The sequence below is a fragment of the Micromonospora sp. DT48 genome (assembly GCF_049844495.1).
Taxonomy (GTDB): Bacteria; Actinomycetota; Actinomycetes; order Mycobacteriales; family Micromonosporaceae; genus Micromonospora.
The window spans coordinates 114,602-134,013 of sequence record NZ_JBNCLE010000013.1 but is presented as its reverse complement, the minus strand read 5'-3'; the positions used below and the strand labels follow the sequence as shown (position 1 = coordinate 134,013).

Genomic DNA, 19,412 nt, shown 5'->3' with positions numbered 1-19,412 from the left:
GAGCAGGAGGAGCAGGTGCCATGAACCGACCCGTTGTCGAGTACGACGTCATCGTCGTCGGTGGTGGCCCCGCGGGGGCGTGCACCGCCGGCCTTCTCGCGCTGGAGGGGCACCGGATCCTGTTGCTGGAGCGTGAGAAGTTTCCGCGCTACCACATCGGCGAGTCACTGATCACCGGCATCGTCCCGACGTTGACCGCGTTGGGGCTGCTCGACCGCATGGCAGAGCTGCGGTTTCAGGTCAAGTACGGCGGCAGCCTGCTGTGGGGCGAGAACCAGACCACGCCGTGGTCGTTCCGCTTCCGCGAGGTCCGTGGCGGCCGCTACGAGTACGCCTGGCAGGTCCGGCGCGCCGAGTTCGACGCGATGCTGCTGGACCGGGCGCGGGAACTGGGGGTGCACGTCGTCGAGGGGGCGACCGTCCGCGACGCGTTGACCGACGGGGACCGGATCGCGGGCGTGCGCTATCAGCTCAGGGGCGAGTCGGCCCCGGTGTCGGCGCGGGCGACGATGGTGGTCGACGCCTCCGGTCAGCAACGCTGGTTGGGTCGCCGGTTCGGGCTGGTCGACTGGTACGACGACCTGCGCAACGTGGCGGTGTGGAGCTACTGGCAGGGCGCCCTGCGCTACCCGGGTGAACACGAGGGCGACCTGTTGACCGAGAGCTGCCGCCAGGGCTGGCTCTGGTACGCGCCGCTGAGCCCGACACTGACCAGCATCGGCTACGTCACGACCAGCGACCGCCTGGTGGCCTCCGGGCTACCGCCCGAGCAGTTGCTGGAAAAACAGATCGCGGAATCATCGGAGGTCTCCTGGCTCACCTCGGGTGCGAAACGGGTGGACATCTATCGCGCCGCGCGCGACTGGTCGTACACCTGCCAGCAGTTCTCCGGCCCGGGCTGGGTCCTGGTCGGCGACGCGGCCGCGTTCATCGACCCGTTGCTCTCCTCCGGGGTGACCCTGGCCATGCGCGGCGCGAGCAGCGTCGCCAAGGCGGTTCACGAGACGCTGACCGCGCCGGACAAGGAACGGCACGTCATGCAGGACTACGAGGACCGGTACCGGGCCTTCCTCGGTTCGCTGCTGGAGTTGGTCCGGTTCTTCTACGACGGCGCCCACGGCAAGGAGGAGCTGCACCTGCGGGCGCAGGCCATCGTGGATCCCGACCGCAGCCTGCCTCCCAAGATCTCGTTCGTGTCGCTGCTCTCCGGACTGGTCCGTGGGGACGAGAGCCTGGGCCCCGGTGCGATCGACGACCATTGACCCCACCATAGAGCACTATATATTGTTAAAGCAGTTATTCGATTAAGATCATCCGCCCCGAGGAGTGAACTCGATGCGTACCGCCGGAACGTACATTCGTGGGATCGGGGCCTACCTGCCTGAGACCGTGACCGTCGAACACGCCGTCGCCCAGGGCTGGTACCCCGAGGAGGACATAGCGACCCACAAGCTCGGCGGTGCCGCCGTCGCCGGGGACCTGCCCGCCCCCGAGATGGCCCTGCGAGCCGCACAGGACGCCCTGAAGACCAGCGAGCTCAACCGCGGCGACATCGACCTGCTGCTCTACGCCGCCGCCTGGCACCAGGGCCCCGAAGGCTGGATCGCCCACTCGTACCTCCAGCACTACCTGCTCGGCGGGGTGCCCCGGGCCAGCGAGATCCGGCAGGGCTGCAACGGCATGTTCACCATGCTGGAACTGGCCGCCAGCTATCTCAAGGCCGCGCCGGAGCGCACCGCCGCGATGCTCGTCGCCGCCGACAACTACGGCACCCCACTGCTGGACCGCTGGCGGACCAACCTCGGGTTCATCCTCGGCGACGCCGCCTCGGCGGTGGTGCTGAGCACCGAGAGCGGTTTCGCCGAGGTGCTGTCCGTCTGCTCGATCACCGTGCCGGAGGCCGAGGAGGTCCACCGTGGCGGCGAGCCGATGTTCCCGCCCGGGGCGACCCTCGGCAAGGACCTCGACTTCGGCGCGAGGCTCTTCTACCACATCACCGAGCAGACGCCCGTGCTCGCCGTGCTGGGCGAGGCGCAGGAGACCATGACGACCGTGGCCGAGCAGGCGCTCGCCGAAGCCGGCATCGACACCAGCGATCTGACTCGGGTCTCCTTCATGAACTACTCCCGCGAGGTGGTGGAGCAGCGCTGCATGGCACCGCTCGGCCTCGGCATGGAGAAGTCCACCTTCGACTTCGGCCGCATGATCGGTCACTGCGGCGCCAGCGACCACCTGCTCGCCCTGCACCATCTGCTGCGCACCGGGGAGCTGACGGCCGGTGACCACATGCTCTGGCTCGCGATGGGCCCCGGCGTCGAGTTCACCGCCGCGGTGCTGCGCATCCTGCACACGCCCGACGGTCTCTGACCGGCCCGGAAGCCGCCACCCGACCCCACGGAGGTACGACGATGACCCGGGATGACCCCGCCGGCCGCCCCTTCCAGGTGGCCGTCATCGGTGTCGGCTGCCGGCTGCCCGGCGACGTCGACAGCCCCGACGCCCTCTGGGACCTACTGCTCAAGGGCGGCCAGACCAGCGGGGAGATCCCCACCCAACGGTGGCGGGCGTACCGCGAGCGCGGCCCGGAGTACGCGGCGGTGCTGCGGGAGACGGTCACCGCCGGCAGCTATCTCGACGACATCGCCGGCTTCGACGCCGAGTTCTTCGGCCTGACGCCCCGCGAGGCCGCCGAGATGGATCCGCAGCAGCGGATCCTGCTGGAGGTCGGCTGGGAGGCGCTCGAACACGCCGGCCTGCCACCCACCCGGCTGGCCGGCAGCGACACCGGTGTCTTCGTCGGAGTCAGCACCACCGACTACGGCGACCGGCTGTTGGAGGACCTGCCCACCGTCGAGGCGTGGACCGGCATCGGCGCGGCCACCTGCGCCCTGGCCAACCGCGTCTCCTACGCCCTGGACCTGCGCGGGCCGAGCGTCGCGGTCGACACCGCCTGTTCGGCGTCGCTGGTCGCGGTCCACCTGGCCTGCCAGAGCCTGCTGCTCGGCGAGAGCACCGTCGCCCTGGCCGGCGGGGTCAACCTGGTGCTCGCCCCCGGGCAGAACGTGTCACTGAACGCCGCCGGCACGCTCGCGCCCGACGGGGTCAGCAAGTCCTTCGACCGCGACGCCGACGGCTACGGCCGGGGTGAGGGCTGCGGCGTCCTGGTGCTCAAGCGCCTCGACGACGCGGTCCGGGACGGCGACCGGGTGCTGGCCGTGATCATCGGCAGCGCGGTCAACCAGGACGGACGCACCGACGGCATCATGGCCCCCTCCGGCGAGGCCCAGCAGCACGTGGTACGCCGGGCCTGCGCCCGCGCGGGCGTCACCCCGGACAGCGTCGACTACGTCGAGGCGCACGGCACCGGCACCCGACTGGGCGACCCGGTCGAGGCCGGCGCGCTCTCCGCGGTCTACGGCGTCTCCCGGTCACCGGAGCGTCCCTGCCTGATCGGCTCCATCAAGTCGAACATCGGCCACCTGGAGGGCGCGGCCGGCGTCGCCGGACTGATGAAGGCGATCCTCGCGCTGCACCGGGGCCAGATTCCCGGCACCCCGCTGCGCGGCCGGTCGATTCCCGCCGTCGACGGCGACGGCACGGGGCTGCGGCTGGTCACCAGCCCGCTGCCCTGGCCCCGCCGGGACGGTCCCCGCCGAGCCGCCGTCTCCGGCTTCGGATACGGCGGCACCATCGCCCACGTCCTGCTGGAACAGGCCCCGCCGCTGCCGCCCACCGACGGCGCGGACGACGACGGACGTCGACCCATGGTGCCGCTCTCCGCCCGCTCCGCCGCCGCCCTTCGCGCGCAGGCCGGCCGGCTCGCCGACCGGCTCGCCGCCGACGACCGGACTCCCCTGGCCGACATCGGGCACACCCTGGCACACCGACGCGCCCAGCTGAGCCACCGCGCCGTGGTCACCGGCGCCGACCGCGACGGCCTGGCCGCCGCGCTACGCCGGCTCGCCGACGACGAACCGGACGCCGGCACCGTCACCGGAGTCGCACCGGGTGGCCGCTCGGTGCGCCCGGTGTGGGTCTTCTCCGGGCACGGGTCGCACTGGGCCGCGATGGGCCGCGACCTGCTCGGCCACGAGCCGGCCTTCGCCGCCGCGATCGACGAGATCGAGCCGGTGGTCGTCGATGAGGCGGGCTTCTCGCTGCGCACCGCCCTCGCCGCCACGGAGCTGGGCGGGGTGGACCGGATCCAGATCCTGACCTTCGCCATGCACCTCGGCCTCGCCGCCGTGTGGCGGGCGTACGGGGTGCGACCGGCGGCGGTGATCGGCCACTCGGTCGGTGAGGTGGCCGCCGCGGTCACCGCCGGCGTGTTGCGTCCGGTCGACGGCGCCCGACTGATCTGCCGCCGCTCCGCGCTGCTGCGCCGCGCCGCCGGGCGGGGCGCGATGGCCATGGTGACCCTGCCCTTCGCCGACGTCGCCGAACGACTGGCCGGCCGCGCCGACCTGGTCGCGGCCATCGCCTCCGGCCCCGCCGCCACGGTGGTCTCCGGCGACATCGCCGCCGTCGACGAGATCATCGAGCAGTGGCCGGCCGACCGGATCGCCGTTCGCCGGGTGCAGTCCGACGTGGCCTTCCACAGCCCGCAGATGGACCCGCTCGCCGACGAGTTGCGGACCGCCGTGCACGAGCTGCACCGGTCACCGGCCGCGCTGCCGATGTACTCGACGGTGCTCGACGACCCCCGTGCCACCCCCGGATGCGACGGCGACTACTGGGCGGCCAACCTGCGCCGCCCGGTGCGTCTGGTGCAGGCCGTCGAGGCCGCCCTGGCCGACGGGCACCGCGCCTTCGTGGAGATCTCCGCGCATCCGGTGGTGGCCCACTCGCTGCGGGAGACCGCCGACCACGTCGACATCGCCGACGTGTACGTCGGGACGACGTTGCGGCGGCACGCTCCCGGCCACCGCACCATGGTGGCGGCCGTCGCCGGGGCGTACTGCCACGGAGTCGAGGTCGACTGGACGCGCCAGCACCCCCTCGGCCGGCTGGTCGACCTGCCCACCTACCCCTGGCAGCACCGCCAGCACTGGCGCGAACCCGAGCCGCCGGACGCCTCGGGCGGGCACGACATCGGGTCGCACACGCTGCTGGGCACCCCGACCAGTGTGGCCGGCAGCGAGCTACGCCTCTGGCACACCGTGCTCACCGACGCCACCCGCCCGTACCCGGGCAGCCACCAGGTGCAGGGCGCCGAACTCGTGCCGGCGGCGGTCTTCGTCGCCACCTTCCTCGCCACCGCCCGCGACGGTGCTCCCCTGGGGTTGCGGGAGCTGTCGATGCGGGTGCCGCTCGCCACCCACCTGCGCCAGGAGATCCAGGTGGTCGACGACGGTGGCCGACTGCGGCTCGCCTCCCGACCGGCCGGCGACGACACGGCACCGTGGCTGACCCACGCCACCGCTGCGGCCGTGCCGGCGACCGACCCCCTCGACGGCGTTGTGGCCACACCTCCGGCCGGCGGTGTGGTCGCCGACGTCGGTCTGGTCGAGGCGCACCTGACCGCCGTCGGAGTGCCGGCCACCGCCTTCTGCTGGACGGTGGACCGTCTGATCACCGCCGAGGGTGGCCTGCGGGCACGGGTCCGATTCCCGGAGCCGGCCGGCGGCTGGGCGGCGATCGTCGACGCGGCCGTCTCCATCGCACCGGTCGTCTTCCCCGGCCCGCCCCGGCTGCGCCTGGTCGACAGCGCCGAACGGGTCCAGCTGGCCGGCGCACCGCCGATGGTCGCGGTGATCGACGTGATCCGCGACCCCTCCGGCGAGGACACCGCCACCGTCCTGGTCAGCGCGCCCGACGGCACGATCGTCGCGCAGCTCGCCGGGTTGCGGTACCCGGTGGTGCCGGATGCGCCGGAGAGCTCGGCCGAGCAGGCCGCAGCGTCCGGCGGGTCGCTGGCCGGCCTGGACCCGGACGAACTGCGCGAACGCCTGATCGACGAGGTGCGCGCGGCGATCGCCGCGGAGATGAAACTTCCCGTCGAGTCGCTGGACCCACGGCTGCCCCTCGTGCAACAGGGCATGGACTCGGTGATGACCGTCATCGTGCGGCGGCGGCTGGAGAAGACGTACCGCCAGGTGCTGCCCGCCTCGCTGTTCTGGCAGCAACCGACCGTCGTGGCGATCGCGGACGAGCTGACCGGGTTGATCGCCGCCACGCCGCAGCCGGCCGGGACGACCACCCGCTGACCCGCCGGACGCGCCCACCGGAGGACCGCATGGCACCGACCACCAGCACTGCCCAGCCCGGGCTGCGGCACCGGATGCAACACCTGATCTACGGGTTCTTCACCGCCCAGACCCTGCATGTCGCCGCCCGGCTCCGGATACCCGATCTGCTCGCCGACGGCAAGGCCGATGTCACCGCACTGGCCGAGGCCACCGGCACGCACGCGCCGTCACTGCGGCGGCTGCTGCGGGCGTTGGTCTTCCTGGAGGTGCTTCAGGAGCCGGAGCCCGGCATCTTCGTCCTCACCGAACAGGGCGAGCTGCTGCGGTCGGACGCCGTCGGATCGATGCGGGAACTGGTGCTGCTGCTCTCCGGGCCGGAGAGCTGGGCCGCCTGGGGGCAGCTCGAACACAGCGTCCGCACCGGCGAGGTTGCCTGGGAACACGCGCACGGGCAGAGCTGTTTCGCCCACCTCGCCGCGCACCCCCGCCGGCAGGCGGCGTTCAACGCGGCCATGGCGGAGGGCTCCCGGGCGTTCGTGCCGACGCTGCTGTCCACGTACGACTTCTCCGACCTGGACACCGTGGTGGACGTCGGTGGTGGCAGCGGAGATCTGCTCGCCGGGGTGCTCGCCGCGCACCCGGGGCTGCGTGGCACGGTCTTCGACACCCCCGACGGCGTGGCCGACGCCGCACGCACGCTCACCGAGCGGCAGGTGGCCGACCGGTGCGGGGTCGTGGTGGGCGACTTCTTCCGGTCGGTGCCGTCGGGCGCGGACGCCTACCTGCTCAAGAGCGTGCTGCACGACTGGAACGACGAGCAGTCGGTGGCGGTGCTGCGGACCGTCCGCCGAGCGGCCCGGCCGGACAGCCGGGTCCTGCTCGTGGAGTCCGTGATGCCGCCGAGCGTCAGCACCGCTCCAAGCGTCGCCCAGGTGGTCATGAACGACCTGAACATGATGGTCTGCCACGGCGGACGGGAACGCACCGTGGCCGAGTTCCGCGAGCTGCTGCGCACCGCCGGTTTCCGACTGGATTCCGTCGCGCCCTGCCCGACGCCGAGCGTGATGTGCGTGCTGGAGGCGACGCCGGTGCCGCTGACCGACGGAACGCAGCCATGACCAGCGTCGGCGACCTGCACACCACCGGGCCCACCGACCGGCGAGCCGAGGCCACGATGGTCCGCATCCCCGGTGGCACCTTCCTCCAGGGTTCGCCGGAGCGGACGTTGGACTGGTTGGAGGCCGAGGGGCAGGCGTTTCCCCGGGACTGGTTCACCGACGAGACGCCGCAGCGTCCGGTGACCCTGCCCGGCTACCTCATCGACCGGTACCCGGTCACCGTCGCCGAGTTCGCCGCCTTCGTCGCCCGCACCGGGTACGTCACCTCGGCCGAGCGGGCCGGCGGCAGCATGGTCTACAGCGACTACTGGGAGGTCCGCGAGGGCGCCTGCTGGCACCGCCCCGCCGGCTACGGCAGCGGCGTACGCGACCGGGACGACCACCCGGTGGTGCACGTCTCGTACCTCGACGCCGAGGCGTACGCGACGTGGGCGGGCAAGCGGCTGCCGACCGAGTCGGAGTGGGAGCGGGCGGCGACCGGGCCGACGTACCGGCGCTGGCCCTGGGGCGACACCTGGGACCCGACCCGGGCCAACACCGCCGAGTGGACCGGCGGCAGCCTGCGCGGGCTGGACGAGTGGCGGAACTGGTGGTCGCAGATCCACAGCGTCCATGGCCCGGTGCCGCAGACCACGCCGGTCGGCGCGTTCTCCCCGGGCGGCGACAGCCCGGACGGCTGCGCCGACATGACCGGCAACGTGTACGAGTGGACCTCCACCACCGCCCACCTGTACTCCCCCGAGACCCGCTGCGACCCCACCATCCACCTGGTGATGGGCCGGTTTCGGGCGATCCGGGGCGGGTCCTGGATGAACTTCCGCTACCAGGTCCGGTGCGCCGAGCGGCTCTACGGGGATCCCACCGGCTGGTCCAACTTCGCCCTCGGTTTCCGTTGCGCCGACGACGCACCCGAGTCCGACGCCGAACACCACGGGAGGTAGCAATGGTCACGGTGCTGCTGTCGGCGGGCTGGGCCCACCGCGGGCAGAAGACGTTCGCGTGCCACGAAGGCACCATCCGTGACGTCATCCGGGAATTCGTCGAGTCCTACCCGCACTACCGACGTCGGCTGCTCGACGCCGACGGTGAGCCGCTGACCTACTACAACGTCTACCTCGACGGCGACCTCGTCGAGGCCACCGACCGGTCCCGGGTGACCGCCCCCGCCGCCAGCACGGTGGCCATCGTTCCGCCCCTGGCCGGTGGGTGACCCGTCGGCCCGTCGGGTCGTCGCCGCCCACCAGGGTCAACCTTTGGAGTAGCCATGGTCCTGCCGCACACAGACGCCCGACCTCGTCCCGGGCACGCCGACCGGGACCACCTCGTCACCCGGCTGGCCCGGTCGGCACGACACCGCCCGCGTCCGGTCACCGAGGTGGAGGCGTGGCTGGACGCGCGGGCGCGGGCCAACCCCTTCGAGGTCACCGAGGTGCCGTTCGCCGAGTTGACCGGGTGGTCGTTCACGCCGCACAGCGGTGACCTGGTGCACGACAGCGGCCGCTTCTTCAGCGTCGAGGGACTGCACGTACGCACCGACGGTGGGCCGGTCGACGAGTGGTGGCAGCCGATCATCCACCAGCCGGACCGGGCCATCCTCGGCATCCTGGCCCGCGAGATCGACGGCGTGCTGCACTTCCTCCTCCAGGCCAAGATGGAACCGGGCAACGTCAACGGCGTCCAGTTCTCCCCCACCGTGCAGTCCACCCCCAGCAACTACCTGCGGACGCACCGGGGCGCACGCTCCCGATACGTGGAGTACTTCCTGGAGCCCGGCCGGGGCCGGGTGCTGGTGGACGTGCTCCAGTCGGAGCAGGGCTCGTGGTTCCGTGGCAAACGCAACCGCAACATCGTCGTCGAGGTGACCGGCGACATCGAAGAGCACCAGGACTTCGTGTGGCTCACCCTCGGCCAGATCCACGACCTGCTGCACCGGCCCAACCTCGTCAACATGGACGCCCGTACCGTGCTCTCCTGCCTGCCGGGCCACGCGGTCGCGGCCGATGCCGCCGACCCGGGCATCGCCGCCGCCGTCGCGCGTTCCGCGCTGGCCGGCGACGACGCGGCGTGGCAGCCGCTGCTGCAGGTCCGCAACTGGTTGACCGCCAACAAGGCCGGCCGGACCCTGGTGGCCCACCAGGTGCCGCTGCGCACGGTACGCGACTGGCACCGCGGCGACGCCGACATCCGGCACCGCTCCGGCCGCTTCTTCCGGATCGTCGGACGCGCCGTGCGGGCCAGCAACCGGGAGGTGGCCCAGTGGCGGCAGCCGCTCCTGGCTCCCTGCGGCACCGGCCTGGTCGCCTTCGTCGTCCGGCGTCTCGACGGCGTCCTGCACGTGCTCGCCCACGCCGACCTACGACCCGGTTACCGGGACATCGTCGAGCTGGGCCCGACCGTGCAGTGCACCCCGGGCAACTTCACCGGCGCGTACCGTCCCGCCTACCTGGATCTGGTCTGTTCCGACCAGGTCCAGGTGCACTACGACGTCCTCCAGTCCGAGGAGGGCGGGCGGTTCCACCACGCGGTGACGCGGCACCTGGTGGTGGAGGTGGGCCCGGAGTTCCCGGTGACGACGCCACCGGACTACACCTGGGTGACCCTGCGCCAGCTCACCGCCATGACCGCGTTCAGCTACCAGGTCAACATCGAGGCGCGGAGTCTGCTGCTCTGCCTGCGGGCGCTGGCATGACCGGGCACCAGGACCGGCCGGCCGGCGACCGGCCCGACGCCCCGGAGCCGTCCGGGCCGACCGACCTGGGCATCGACGCGTTTCCGCTGCCTCGGCGCTGCCCGTTCGACCCACCAGCCGAGTACGCGCGACTACGCGCCGAACACCCGGTCGTCCGGCTGCCGATGCTCGGCGGCGACACGGCCTGGGTGGTCTCCCGGCACGCCGACGTGCGACAGGTGCTCAGCGACCCCCGGATGAGCGCGGACCGACGTCGACCCGGCTTCCCGAAGTTCGCACCGACCACGGAGAGCCAACGGCAGGCATCGTTCGCGAACTTCCGCCCACCGTTGAACTGGCTGGACCCGCCGGAGCACGCCGTCGCCCGGCGGCAGATCGTCGACGAGTTCTCCGTACGCCGGGTCCGGCAGTTGCGGCCGTTGGTCGAACGGGTGGTCGACACGCACCTCGACGGGCTGGCCACCGCCGCGCCCGGCGCCGACCTGGTGTCGGCGTTCGCCTACCCGGTGCCGTCGCAGGTGATCTGTGAGGTGCTCGGCGTGCCCTACGGCGAGCACGAGTTCTTCGAGCGCCGGTCGACGCTGATGTTCCGCCGCAGCGCGCCGGCCGAGGAACGGGCCCGCTGCGCCCGGGAGATCCGCGACTTTCTCGACGTGGTGGTCACCGACAAGGAACGCCGTCCCGGCGATGACGTGCTCAGCCGGCTGCTGTCCCGGCAGCGCGACGCCGGCGGCGTGGACCACGAGGCCGTGGTGAGCATGGCCTTCGTGCTGCTGGTCGCCGGCCACGTCACCACGTCCAACATGATCGCGCTGAGCGTGCTGGCCCTACTCACCCATCCGGCACGGCTGGCTCGGCTGCGGGCCGAACCGGAGCGCTTCCCGGCCGCCGTGGAGGAACTGCTGCGGTACTTCACCGTGGTCGAGGCGGCGACGGCCCGCACCGCCACCGCCGATGTCACGATCGGCGGGGTGCGGATCGCGGCCGGCGAGGGGGTGGTGGCGCTGGGGCAGGCGGCGAACCGTGATCCGGCGGTGTTCGCACAACCCGACGAGTTCGACCCGGACCGGGACGCCGTCGCCCACCTCGCGTTCGGTCACGGCCGGCACGTCTGCCCGGGTCAGCACCTCGCCCGGCTGGAGCTGGAGGTCGCGCTCAGCCGCCTGTTCCAGCGGCTGCCCGGCCTGCGGCTGACGGTGGAGGTCGCTGATCTGCCCCTGAAGGAGGACAGCAACATCTTCGGGTTGTACGCCCTACCGGTCACCTGGTGACGACCGTCCGGTCACCAACTGCTCCCAGGCGCTGCCGATCCGGTCGGCCGTCGCCGTGGCCGCCGCCATCTGCTCGGGTCCGGCGGCGGCGATCCAGTCGACCGCCCGTCCCTCGGGCAGGTCGCCGGCCAGGTAGTCACCCAGTGCCAGCAGACCCATCTCCCAACCCGCGCCCAGCCCCCAGATGCCGGGGCCGGCGTTGGGCACGATGTCCGCCGGCACCGGAGCCTGTTCCAGTTCCAGGACGGTGCAGTCGCCGTCCGGGGTCAGTCGTAGCTGGACCTCGCTGCTGCCGCCGCCCGACTCCCAGGTCAGGCCGATCAGGGTGGGCCGCTCGCACCGGCGGATCTCACCGCTGGCGTTGCCCTCCAGGTGGAAACGCCCACCGGCCCGGAGGTCACCGGCGACGGGCAGGAACCAGCGCACCAGGCGTTGCGGATCGGTGATGGCGTCCCACACCTCCTCCGGGGTGGCGTCGTAGCTGCGCCGGAGCACCAGGATGCTCATGCCGTCCGGGTGGTCCCGCAGCTCGCGGTCGGTGTCCTGGACCCCGTCGAAGATCCTGCTCATCGCCCTCGTGGCCTTCCTGCGGGTGCATCCTCACACCGGACTCCCTCCGGCGGCACCCGAGGACCTTAGCAGCCAGGACCCGCGCAACGTCCCATTTGTACCTGAGCGACGGTCACGAGTCGCCCCGGTTCGCGGGCACCACCCGACGACGGCGGCGGATGCCGAAGGTGGATGTCAGGCGGCGCCACGTGTCGGGCGGCGCAGGAGCAGGACCAGCACGGCGAGCAGGACGAGACCGTCCAGCGCGAGCAGGGCGGCGCCCATCGGGTCGACGCCGTGGGCGTGGGCCGCGCCGTCGGTGGCGTCGGCCGGGCCGGCGGCCGCCGCAGCACCCGGTGAGCCGACGGTGAGGCGGGCGACGCCCGAGGTGGTACGCCCATCGACGGTCACCACGTGGTAGGCCACCGCGAGAAGGCCGGGCCGGGTCACGACGACCTGCTGCCGCAGACCGTCGTCGCCGTCGCGTACGACCGCACCGGTGCTCAACCTGGTCCGGTCGGCGTCGTAGACCACGATGTGCGAGCGGCCGGGGTCGGGCTCGCCGGCGACCCGGATGCGTACCGTGGTCGGCAGGTCCGGCAGGACCGCGCCATCGGCCGGTTCCATCGCGAGCACCTCGACGGGCCGCCCCGCTTCCGCATCGGCGTCGACGCGGCCGACCAGCACGAGCACGGCCACCAGCGCCGCCAGGCCGATGGCGGCGCCAGCGTAGATCCGACCGGTGGTGGACATCGCGCCTCGATCAGTGTCCGGCCACTGCGACCGGTTGACGCGGGCCGACCAGCCGACCGGCGCACGAACAGCGCATCTGCGCCCGCTCGGTCGCGTTGGGACGCAGGTGCAGGTACATCGCGATCAGCATCGGAATGAAGACGACCGAGTTGTAGAACAGGTGCAGTTCCACCCGGGGCACCACCAGCTGCAGGATGCTGACCGGCCCCTCCTCGCCGGCGATCCGGAAACTGCTGTGCGCCTGGATCAGCAGCAACGCGTGCTCGATGTGGTGCCAGAACTGCAGCGCGAGGGCCACCGTCCACCACGCCTTCGCCCGGCCGGTGAAGCCCGGCAGCAGCAGGAAGAGCCCGACCAGCATCAGGATGGCGTACCCGTAGTGCAGCCACTCGGAGCTGACCAGCCACGGGAACGGCATCCCCAGCACGCCACGGGCCTCCGGCCGCGCCCAACCGAGAATCCAGATCTGGTACGCCTGCACCAGGTGTTCGGCCCAGTGCGCCACCACCACCGCCATATAGATCGCAAGCGCGATTCGGTGGTATCGGCCGTTCAAGGATGAGATGAGGCCGGATGATCTCGTTCTCGCGGCGGTGGTCATAGGTCCTCCACTTCAAGCCGGAAGCCGTCCACAACCACGTTAGGAAGCTCGCCGTGGGCATGTGTCTCTGAGCTTGCCGACTATCTCCCGGACAGATCCGGAGACTGGCCCACCCATGAGATCAGCTATATACATTTAAAGCTCGTCATCGGATCGCGGGAGTGGGCAGATGCACCAGCGGCACATCCTCATCGCCAACGTCCAGGGGCACGGACACATCTACCCGTCGCTCGGCCTGGTGCGCGAGTTGGTCCGGCGGGGCCACCGGATCAGCTACGTCACCACCGCGCTCTTCGCCGACGTGGTGACCGCGGCCGGCGCCACCGTGGTGCCGTACAAGTCCGAGTTCGACACCTTCCACGTACCCGACGCCGTCACCAAGGCGGACGCCGAGACCCAGTTGCACCTGGTGTACGTCCGAGAGAACGAGGCGATCCTGCGCGCCGCCGAGGACGGCGTCGGCGACGACATCCCGGACCTCGTGCTCTACGACGTCTTTCCGTTCATCGCCGGCCGATTGCTGGCGACCCGGTGGCAGCGTCCGGCCGTTCGCCTCAGCGCCGCCTTCACCGCCAACGAGCACTACTCCTTCTTCGAGGAACTGTGGAAGAGCCACGGTCAGCGTCACCCCGCGGACGTGCCGGAGGTCAACGACGTTATCGCCGACCTGCTCGCCCGCTACGGTGTGCACACACCGGTCCGGCAGTTCTGGAACGAGATCGAGGACCTCAACATCACGTTCCTGCCGAAGTCCTTCCAGCCCTTCGCGGAAACCTTCGACGACGACCGTTTCGCCTTCGTCGGGCCGACGCTGACCGATCGGCCGGTACGCACCGGCTGGCAGCCTCCCACCCCGGACACTCCGGTGATCCTGGTGTCGCTCGGCAACCAGTTCAACGAGCATCCCGAGTTCTTCCGGGCCTGCGCTCAGGCGTTCGCCGGCACCCGATGGCAGACGGTGCTGGCGATCGGCACCTTCCTCGACCCCGCCGTGCTGGAGCCACTGCCACCGAACGCGGAGGCCCATTCGTGGATTCCGTTCTACGAGGTCCTCGCGCACGCGGACGCCTGCATCACCCACGGCACCACCGGCGCCGTGCTGGAGTCCCTGGCAGCCGGCGTACCGCTGGTGCTGGTGCCGCACTTCGCGACCGAGGCCGCACCGTCGGCGCGCCGCGTCGTCGAGTTGGGGCTGGGCTGCGAACTGACACCGGAGCAAATCGAGCCGGAGACCCTGCGGACCACTGTGCGGCGGCTCCACGACGACACGGCACTGCGCGAGCGGGTCGAGCGGATGCGACACGAGATCCTGACCGCCGGTGGTCCACCAGCGGCAGCCGATCGGATCGAGGCGTACCTGGACCGGGCCCGGGACTGACCGGGCCCGGCGTCCCCCGCGGGGCGCCGACCGTCAGCGGCGGGCGCGGTGGGTCACGGTGCGTTTCACCGTGCCGTCAGGGTTGAAGGTCGTCCACTCGCCGACCTTCTTGTCGCTGTCGTAGTCACCCCGGTCGATCAGCTCACCGGCGGCGTTCCACCTCGTCCACGTGCCGTGCTTGCGTCCGTGGTCGAATCCGCCCCGCTGCATGATCCCGCCGGACGAGCGGTACCACACCCACTCACCGTGCACGGTGCCGTTGTCGAAACCGCCCTCCGCGCGCAACCTGCCGTCGGCGAAGAAGTGCCGCCAGGTGCCCTGCCGCTCACCCTCGACATACTCGCCGACCATCACACCGCCGTGCGGGTCGGCGTCGGTCCAGAGGCCGGTCTTGCGACCCTGCTCGTCCTTCTCGTCCGGGGTCGGTGGGGTACTCACGTGAGTTCTCCTATTCGCTCAATGGCCACCGCTCGATGATCGAGCGCAATGGTGCGGTGTCGAGGTGATGGACCTTGGTGCGACCGACCCGTTCGGACCAGACCAGGCCCGCCTGCTCCAGGACGGCCAGGTGCTGCGAGATCGCCTGGCGGGTCGAGGTGGTCCCGTGCTCGACGAACAGACGGCTGTGGATCTCGAAAAGGCTCAGCCCGTCGGCGCGGGCGAGCTCGTCCATGATCCGCCGCCGCGTCAGGTCGGCCAGCGCTCGGTAGAGCACCTGCACCCGTCAACCATAGGTAATCCGGCGCTTGCCTATCAAGGCACCGCCCTTCTCGCATCCTGCTCGATCGCGGGCGCGCTCGTCGAGCAGCCGGCGGTCGTTCAGTGCCCGGACGCCGTCCAGTCCTGCGTCGCGGTCAACGGAACCGGCATGGGCCGGTCCACCGTTGTCGTGAGCTCGATCCGTCGGCCTTCGGCAGCCGCCCGAAGGAGGGCGGTCATCGTGTCGAGGACGTGCAGCGCGACCTCGCCGCCCGCACGCGGTGGACGCTGACTGTCGGCCTGGACCAGGTCGAGCAGGCCGATGCCCCGGGAACCCCCGGCGTAACCCGCGCCCGGTTCGACCACGCGCCACTCGCTGTCGCCGAGCGCGCAGCGGCGGACCTCGCCGTCGAAGTTGTTCGGATCGGGTACGGCGAGCGTGCCGGCCTCGCCGTGGACCTCGATCGGCGCGGCCGTCGTCGCGACGCCGTCGAAGCTGGTGGTGATGGTCGACAGAGCGCCGTTGGCATGTTCGAGCACGCCGGTGACATGGGTGTCCACCCGCACCGGGATGCGCTGGCCCCGGCGCGGCCCCGAGCCGATGACCCGTTCGGTACGCAGCCGGCTGGCGGCTCCGCTGACCGCACGGACCGGCCCGAGCAGGTGGACGAGCGCCGTGATGTAGTACGGCCCCATGTCGAACAGCGGGCCGCCACCCGGGGCGTAGTAGAAGTCGGGGTGAGGGTGCCAGCGCTCGTGCCCCGGCGTCACCATGACGGCCGACGCGGCCACGGGACGTCCGATCAGATAAGCGTCGATCGCCGCGCGGGCCGTCTGCGTACCTGTCCCCAGGACGGTGTCCGGCGCGCACCCCACGCGTACCCCGGCCGACGCGGCCCGTTCGATGATCGTCCGACCCTCCGCCAACGTCACGGCGAGCGGCTTCTCGACATAGACGTTCTTGCCCGCGTCGATCGCGGCGAGCGAGAGGTCGGCGTGCGCCGCAGGAGTCGTGAGGTTGAGCACCGTCTGCACATCCGGGTGGGCGAGCAGGCGCTCGACGCTCATCGCCTCGGCACCGGGAACCACGGCCGCGACCGTGGCGGAGCGGGACGCGTCGAGGTCCGCCAGCGCGGTGATCCGCACCGCCGGGTGGTCGGCCAGTGTCTCCAGATAAGCCGCCGAGATGACCCCGAGACCTACGACGCCGACGCGGTGCGGGTCGCCCACACCATCCCCCTCTCGATGACGGTACGCACGGCTGCGTGCTCCAGCACGTCGAGGCTGTGGCCCGGGGTCGTCACGACGATGCGACCGGCCCCCCAATGCCGGGTCCAGATCGCCGGCGAGGTGACCGGCCGATGCCACGGGTGCCACGGCTGCGTGGGATGGGTGGTGACGGCCAACACGTCGATCAGGTCGTCGTGCAGCACCCAGTACTGCTCGGTGACCAGGTCGAAGTCGTCGATCCCCGCGGTGATCGGATGCTTGCGGCCGAGGTCGGTGATGCGCACCGGGTACGGCAGGAAGCTGTCCTGCTCGCCGCCGCGACGCGCACACGGCTCCACGCTCGGATGGGTCGCGAACTGGCCGCCCACCAGATGGAGGTACTCGGCTGACGCACGGAACGAGTCCACGATCCCGCCGTGCCAGCCGGTGAATCCCGTACCCGCGACGACCGCCGCGTTGAGACCCGCCACCTGCTCGGCGGTGATCTGCGACATCGTCACGCACTGCACGATGAGGTCGACGGCGGCCATCTCGGCGGCATCGGCGTAGACCTCCGTCGACTCCTCGACCCGTACGGCATAGCCGTTGCGCCTCAGGAAGGGAATGAACAGCTCCGTCGCCTCGACCGGCCGGTGCCCCTCCCATCCACCCCGGACCACCAGTGCTCTCTGCTGCCCCACCCGTGCTCCCTTCTGCCCACCCGTCGCCAGCAGGCAACCCTCGCCCGACCACCGTCCGCCGAAGCCGCCACTGCTCACGCATCGAGAACCGTACCCACGCCCGCCGACAAAAGACGTACCGCGCGGGTCAGGATGTCGACCTTAGGCGGGCGACGGACGCTGCCGGGATGATGGTGCCCCTACCCGGTGGCTGGACACCGGAGCCGGTGTGAGGATACGTGCGTGACCCACGATGCGTTGCTCGCGCGGGCCCGCGAGGTCTGGCTTGAGATGGCTGGCGTTCCGATGGCCTTCCCCGCTGACGGCGGTGTCGCCGTCGCCGCCTCGGGCAGGTCGCAGCTCTGTCCACCGGGCTGGGTCGGGATCGTCGCGCTGGGCGACGCCGCCATCGTCACCGTGCCGACCGAGAGATGGGTCGGGATCGTACGCACGGCGCTTCTCGGCCTGCCGATCGAGGTACTGACCGACTCCGAGCGGCTCGGCGCTCTCCTGCCGGTCGTCGAGGTGCTGGGTCCGGCGAGCCTGGCCTACCTCGATCGAGGCGACTTCCGGCCGGCCGGGCTCGCTACCGTGGAGGTGGTCCCCGGAGAAGATCCCGATCTCGCCGAGTTCCTGGCCGCTGTCACGGTGGACGACGCCGACGAATCCGGGTTGGTCGACATCACCTCCGGCGCGTTCGTGGCGCGCCGCGGCGATCACGTAGTCGCGGCAGCTGGCTATCGACACTGGCCGGGATCGGTCGCCCACATGTGCGTACTCACCAAGCTGGAACAACGTGGCCGTGGGCTGGCACGTGCCGTTGCCTCCGCAGCGGTCGCGGACAGTCTTGAAGCCCGGCTGCTGCCGCAGTGGCGGGCTCGACCGGAGTCATCGCGGCGAGTAGCGCGGGCGTTGGGATTTCGACAGCTTGGCGCTCAACTGAGCATCCGGCTCGAACCCTGAGCCCGGCGCAACGCCTCGCGAAGTTGCCGGGCGAGGTCGTCGGCCTGGCTACGCAACTGCGCCACCGGCAGCGCCGGGATCATCTTCAGCTCCGACCGCAACTGGCGGAATCCGCGCTGGCCCTCACCGGCAGCGGCGTCAGCGGCGGAGGTGATCAGGCTGTGCCGCATGCGAAGCACGTCGCGGCGGGCCAGCGCGTCGGTGAGGGTGCCGCCCTCGACCCGCGTGGCGGCGTTGGTGCGGTTGATCCGTCGCATCAGTGACTCCAGTTCGCCGAGGACCTCACCGACCTCCGCCAGGAGCGCCGCAGCGTCCTCGGCCGGTTCCTCACCTTCCTGGTAACGCGCGCCGGCGACGATGCGGGATCGAAGTTGTTCGACCCGACGGGCCGCATCCGCGCGCAGCGTGAGAGCCTCCGCAAGCTTCATGCGGACCAGTATCTCCAGCGACGATCACCGCCGCCCGCCAATTTCGTCCTCGTCCGAATTCCGAGACCGACTGTGACGAAGGGGTAGCGCATTGCTGTCTGTCGTTGGATGATGACCGACAGCGTCTTGCTGATTCAGGCGTCAGCGAACCGGAGGGCATATTCCGTGAAGCACGACCATTCGCCGGTCTTACCAGGTCAGGGCGCTACGGACTATGCGCGCTACATGCGGACAGATACTTTGCTGAGTCTGCAACGATCGCCGGACGAGGCGATACACCGCGACGAGCTGCTTTTTCAGGTGGTGCATCAGTCGACTGAGTTGTGGCTGAAACTGGCTGCGGCCGAGTTGGCGGAGGCGACGGCCCAGGTGAGCGCCGGTCGGCTGGCGGTTGCCGAGGCGATGCTGGTGCGGGCGACGCTCGCGGTCCGGTTGATCACCGACCAGCTGGAGATGTTGCGGTATCTGTCCCCAGTGGACTTCCAAGCGATGCAGCCGGCTCTCGGCAACGGTTCTGGTGCCGAGTCGCCGGGCTGGCGGAAGGTCCAGGACGCCAGCCGACGGCTCGGTCGTGCGTTCGACGAACAGCTTGCCGTCCGAGGTGTCCCGGTGAATCTGTGCCCGCCGGATCTGTCGGATCCGCTGCACCGACTCGCCGAGGCGATGGTGGAGTGGGATGAACGGGTGTCGGTGTGGCGGGTCCGTCACTACCAGGTGGCCTTGCGAATTGGCGGCCACCCACCGGCCGGTAGCCCCGGCAGCCCGATGAACATGCTGGCAAAGCTCGCCGAACACCGTTTTTTCCCCGAGTTGTGGCAGGCGCGGCTGTGCCGCACCGCCGACGAATAACCCGGTCGGCCCGGGATCTGCGGTCGGGGCATATCCA

General features: G+C 71.1%; 19 protein-coding genes. 11 read left to right on the top strand and 8 right to left on the bottom strand.

Translation table 11 applies throughout. The features are described 5' to 3' along the window. The first annotated feature begins 20 nt into the window (after positions 1-20). The 8 genes from ACLQ2S_RS17685 to ACLQ2S_RS17650 all read left to right on the top strand — a co-directional run bounded on the left by ACLQ2S_RS17685 (position 21) and on the right by ACLQ2S_RS17650 (position 11,266). Positions 21-1,262, top strand: coding sequence for an NAD(P)/FAD-dependent oxidoreductase (locus ACLQ2S_RS17685; RefSeq protein ID WP_425702094.1), 1,242 nt, complete (start codon positions 21-23; stop codon positions 1,260-1,262). Between the two features lie 73 nt (positions 1,263-1,335). Next, positions 1,336-2,367 carry a ketoacyl-ACP synthase III family protein gene (locus ACLQ2S_RS17680; RefSeq protein ID WP_425702093.1) on the top strand — a complete coding sequence of 344 codons (1,032 nt, stop codon included), beginning with the start codon at positions 1,336-1,338 and terminating at the stop codon, positions 2,365-2,367. A gap of 41 nt (positions 2,368-2,408) precedes the next feature. Further along, positions 2,409-6,206, top strand: a complete 3,798-nt coding sequence (locus ACLQ2S_RS17675) for a type I polyketide synthase (RefSeq protein WP_425702092.1) — start codon at positions 2,409-2,411, stop codon at positions 6,204-6,206. A 29-nt stretch (positions 6,207-6,235) separates the two neighbouring features. Continuing rightward, positions 6,236-7,306 carry a methyltransferase gene (locus tag ACLQ2S_RS17670; RefSeq protein ID WP_425702091.1) on the top strand — a complete coding sequence of 357 codons (1,071 nt, stop codon included), beginning with the start codon at positions 6,236-6,238 and terminating at the stop codon, positions 7,304-7,306. Beyond that, the gene (locus ACLQ2S_RS17665) at positions 7,303-8,247 is read left to right on the top strand and encodes a formylglycine-generating enzyme family protein (RefSeq protein WP_425702090.1); all 945 of its coding nucleotides are present in this window, start codon (positions 7,303-7,305) and stop codon (positions 8,245-8,247) included. Before ACLQ2S_RS17670 ends, ACLQ2S_RS17665 begins: the two co-directional genes overlap by 4 nt. A 2-nt stretch (positions 8,248-8,249) precedes the next feature. Next, positions 8,250-8,516: a MoaD/ThiS family protein gene (locus tag ACLQ2S_RS17660; RefSeq protein WP_425702089.1), complete on the top strand. Its 267-nt coding sequence runs from the start codon at positions 8,250-8,252 to the stop codon at positions 8,514-8,516. Between the two features lie 54 nt (positions 8,517-8,570). Next, entirely contained in the window at positions 8,571-9,995 is a 1,425-nt protein-coding gene (locus ACLQ2S_RS17655; protein WP_425702088.1) for an NDP-hexose 2,3-dehydratase family protein, read from the top strand. Then, positions 9,992-11,266: a cytochrome P450 gene (locus ACLQ2S_RS17650; protein WP_425702087.1), complete on the top strand. Its 1,275-nt coding sequence runs from the start codon at positions 9,992-9,994 to the stop codon at positions 11,264-11,266. Before ACLQ2S_RS17655 ends, ACLQ2S_RS17650 begins: the two co-directional genes overlap by 4 nt. Here the strand turns inward: ACLQ2S_RS17650 and ACLQ2S_RS17645 are convergent. The 3 genes from ACLQ2S_RS17645 to ACLQ2S_RS17635 form a co-directional block, all read right to left on the bottom strand. Continuing rightward, on the bottom strand, positions 11,249-11,836 hold the full coding sequence (locus ACLQ2S_RS17645; protein ID WP_425702086.1) for an SRPBCC family protein: 588 nt from the start codon (positions 11,834-11,836) through the stop codon (positions 11,249-11,251). The genes ACLQ2S_RS17650 and ACLQ2S_RS17645 overlap by 18 nt on opposite strands. A 174-nt stretch (positions 11,837-12,010) precedes the next feature. Further along, complete coding sequence (locus ACLQ2S_RS17640; protein WP_425702085.1) at positions 12,011-12,568, bottom strand: copper resistance CopC family protein; 558 nt, start codon at positions 12,566-12,568, stop codon at positions 12,011-12,013. 10 nt (positions 12,569-12,578) lie between these two features. Further along, positions 12,579-13,073, bottom strand: coding sequence for a hypothetical protein (locus tag ACLQ2S_RS17635; protein ID WP_425702084.1), 495 nt, complete (start codon positions 13,071-13,073; stop codon positions 12,579-12,581). A gap of 265 nt (positions 13,074-13,338) precedes the next feature. Between ACLQ2S_RS17635 and ACLQ2S_RS17630 the strand changes: the two genes are divergently transcribed. Continuing rightward, positions 13,339-14,547: a macrolide family glycosyltransferase gene (locus tag ACLQ2S_RS17630; protein ID WP_425702083.1), complete on the top strand. Its 1,209-nt coding sequence runs from the start codon at positions 13,339-13,341 to the stop codon at positions 14,545-14,547. Between the two features lie 33 nt (positions 14,548-14,580). Here the strand turns inward: ACLQ2S_RS17630 and ACLQ2S_RS17625 are convergent, their stop codons facing one another. The 4 genes from ACLQ2S_RS17625 to ACLQ2S_RS17610 form a co-directional block, all read right to left on the bottom strand. Next, positions 14,581-14,985, bottom strand: coding sequence for a toxin-antitoxin system YwqK family antitoxin (locus ACLQ2S_RS17625; RefSeq protein WP_425702082.1), 405 nt, complete (start codon positions 14,983-14,985; stop codon positions 14,581-14,583). A gap of 10 nt (positions 14,986-14,995) precedes the next feature. Then, positions 14,996-15,268 carry an ArsR/SmtB family transcription factor gene (locus tag ACLQ2S_RS17620; protein WP_425702081.1) on the bottom strand — a complete coding sequence of 91 codons (273 nt, stop codon included), beginning with the start codon at positions 15,266-15,268 and terminating at the stop codon, positions 14,996-14,998. A gap of 98 nt (positions 15,269-15,366) precedes the next feature. Beyond that, entirely contained in the window at positions 15,367-16,476 is a 1,110-nt protein-coding gene (locus tag ACLQ2S_RS17615; RefSeq protein ID WP_425702080.1) for a Gfo/Idh/MocA family protein, read from the bottom strand. Continuing rightward, positions 16,446-17,156 carry a ThuA domain-containing protein gene (locus ACLQ2S_RS17610; RefSeq protein ID WP_425702079.1) on the bottom strand — a complete coding sequence of 237 codons (711 nt, stop codon included), beginning with the start codon at positions 17,154-17,156 and terminating at the stop codon, positions 16,446-16,448. The genes ACLQ2S_RS17615 and ACLQ2S_RS17610 overlap by 31 nt, the downstream gene beginning before the upstream one ends. Positions 17,157-17,378: 222 nt before the next feature. Here ACLQ2S_RS17610 and ACLQ2S_RS17605 point away from each other — a divergent pair, with 222 nt between their 5' ends. Then, a complete protein-coding gene (locus ACLQ2S_RS17605; protein WP_425702078.1) occupies positions 17,379-18,098 on the top strand; it encodes a GNAT family N-acetyltransferase in 720 nt (239 codons plus the stop codon). Here ACLQ2S_RS17605 and ACLQ2S_RS17600 read toward each other — a convergent pair. Next, a complete protein-coding gene (locus ACLQ2S_RS17600; protein ID WP_425702077.1) occupies positions 18,071-18,526 on the bottom strand; it encodes a DIP1984 family protein in 456 nt (151 codons plus the stop codon). The two genes, ACLQ2S_RS17605 and ACLQ2S_RS17600, sit on opposite strands and share 28 nt — an antisense overlap. 165 nt (positions 18,527-18,691) lie before the next feature. Between ACLQ2S_RS17600 and ACLQ2S_RS17595 the strand changes: the two genes are divergently transcribed. Beyond that, complete coding sequence (locus ACLQ2S_RS17595; protein WP_425702151.1) at positions 18,692-19,375, top strand: tryptophan 2,3-dioxygenase family protein; 684 nt, start codon at positions 18,692-18,694, stop codon at positions 19,373-19,375. Positions 19,376-19,412: the final 37 nt, after the last annotated feature.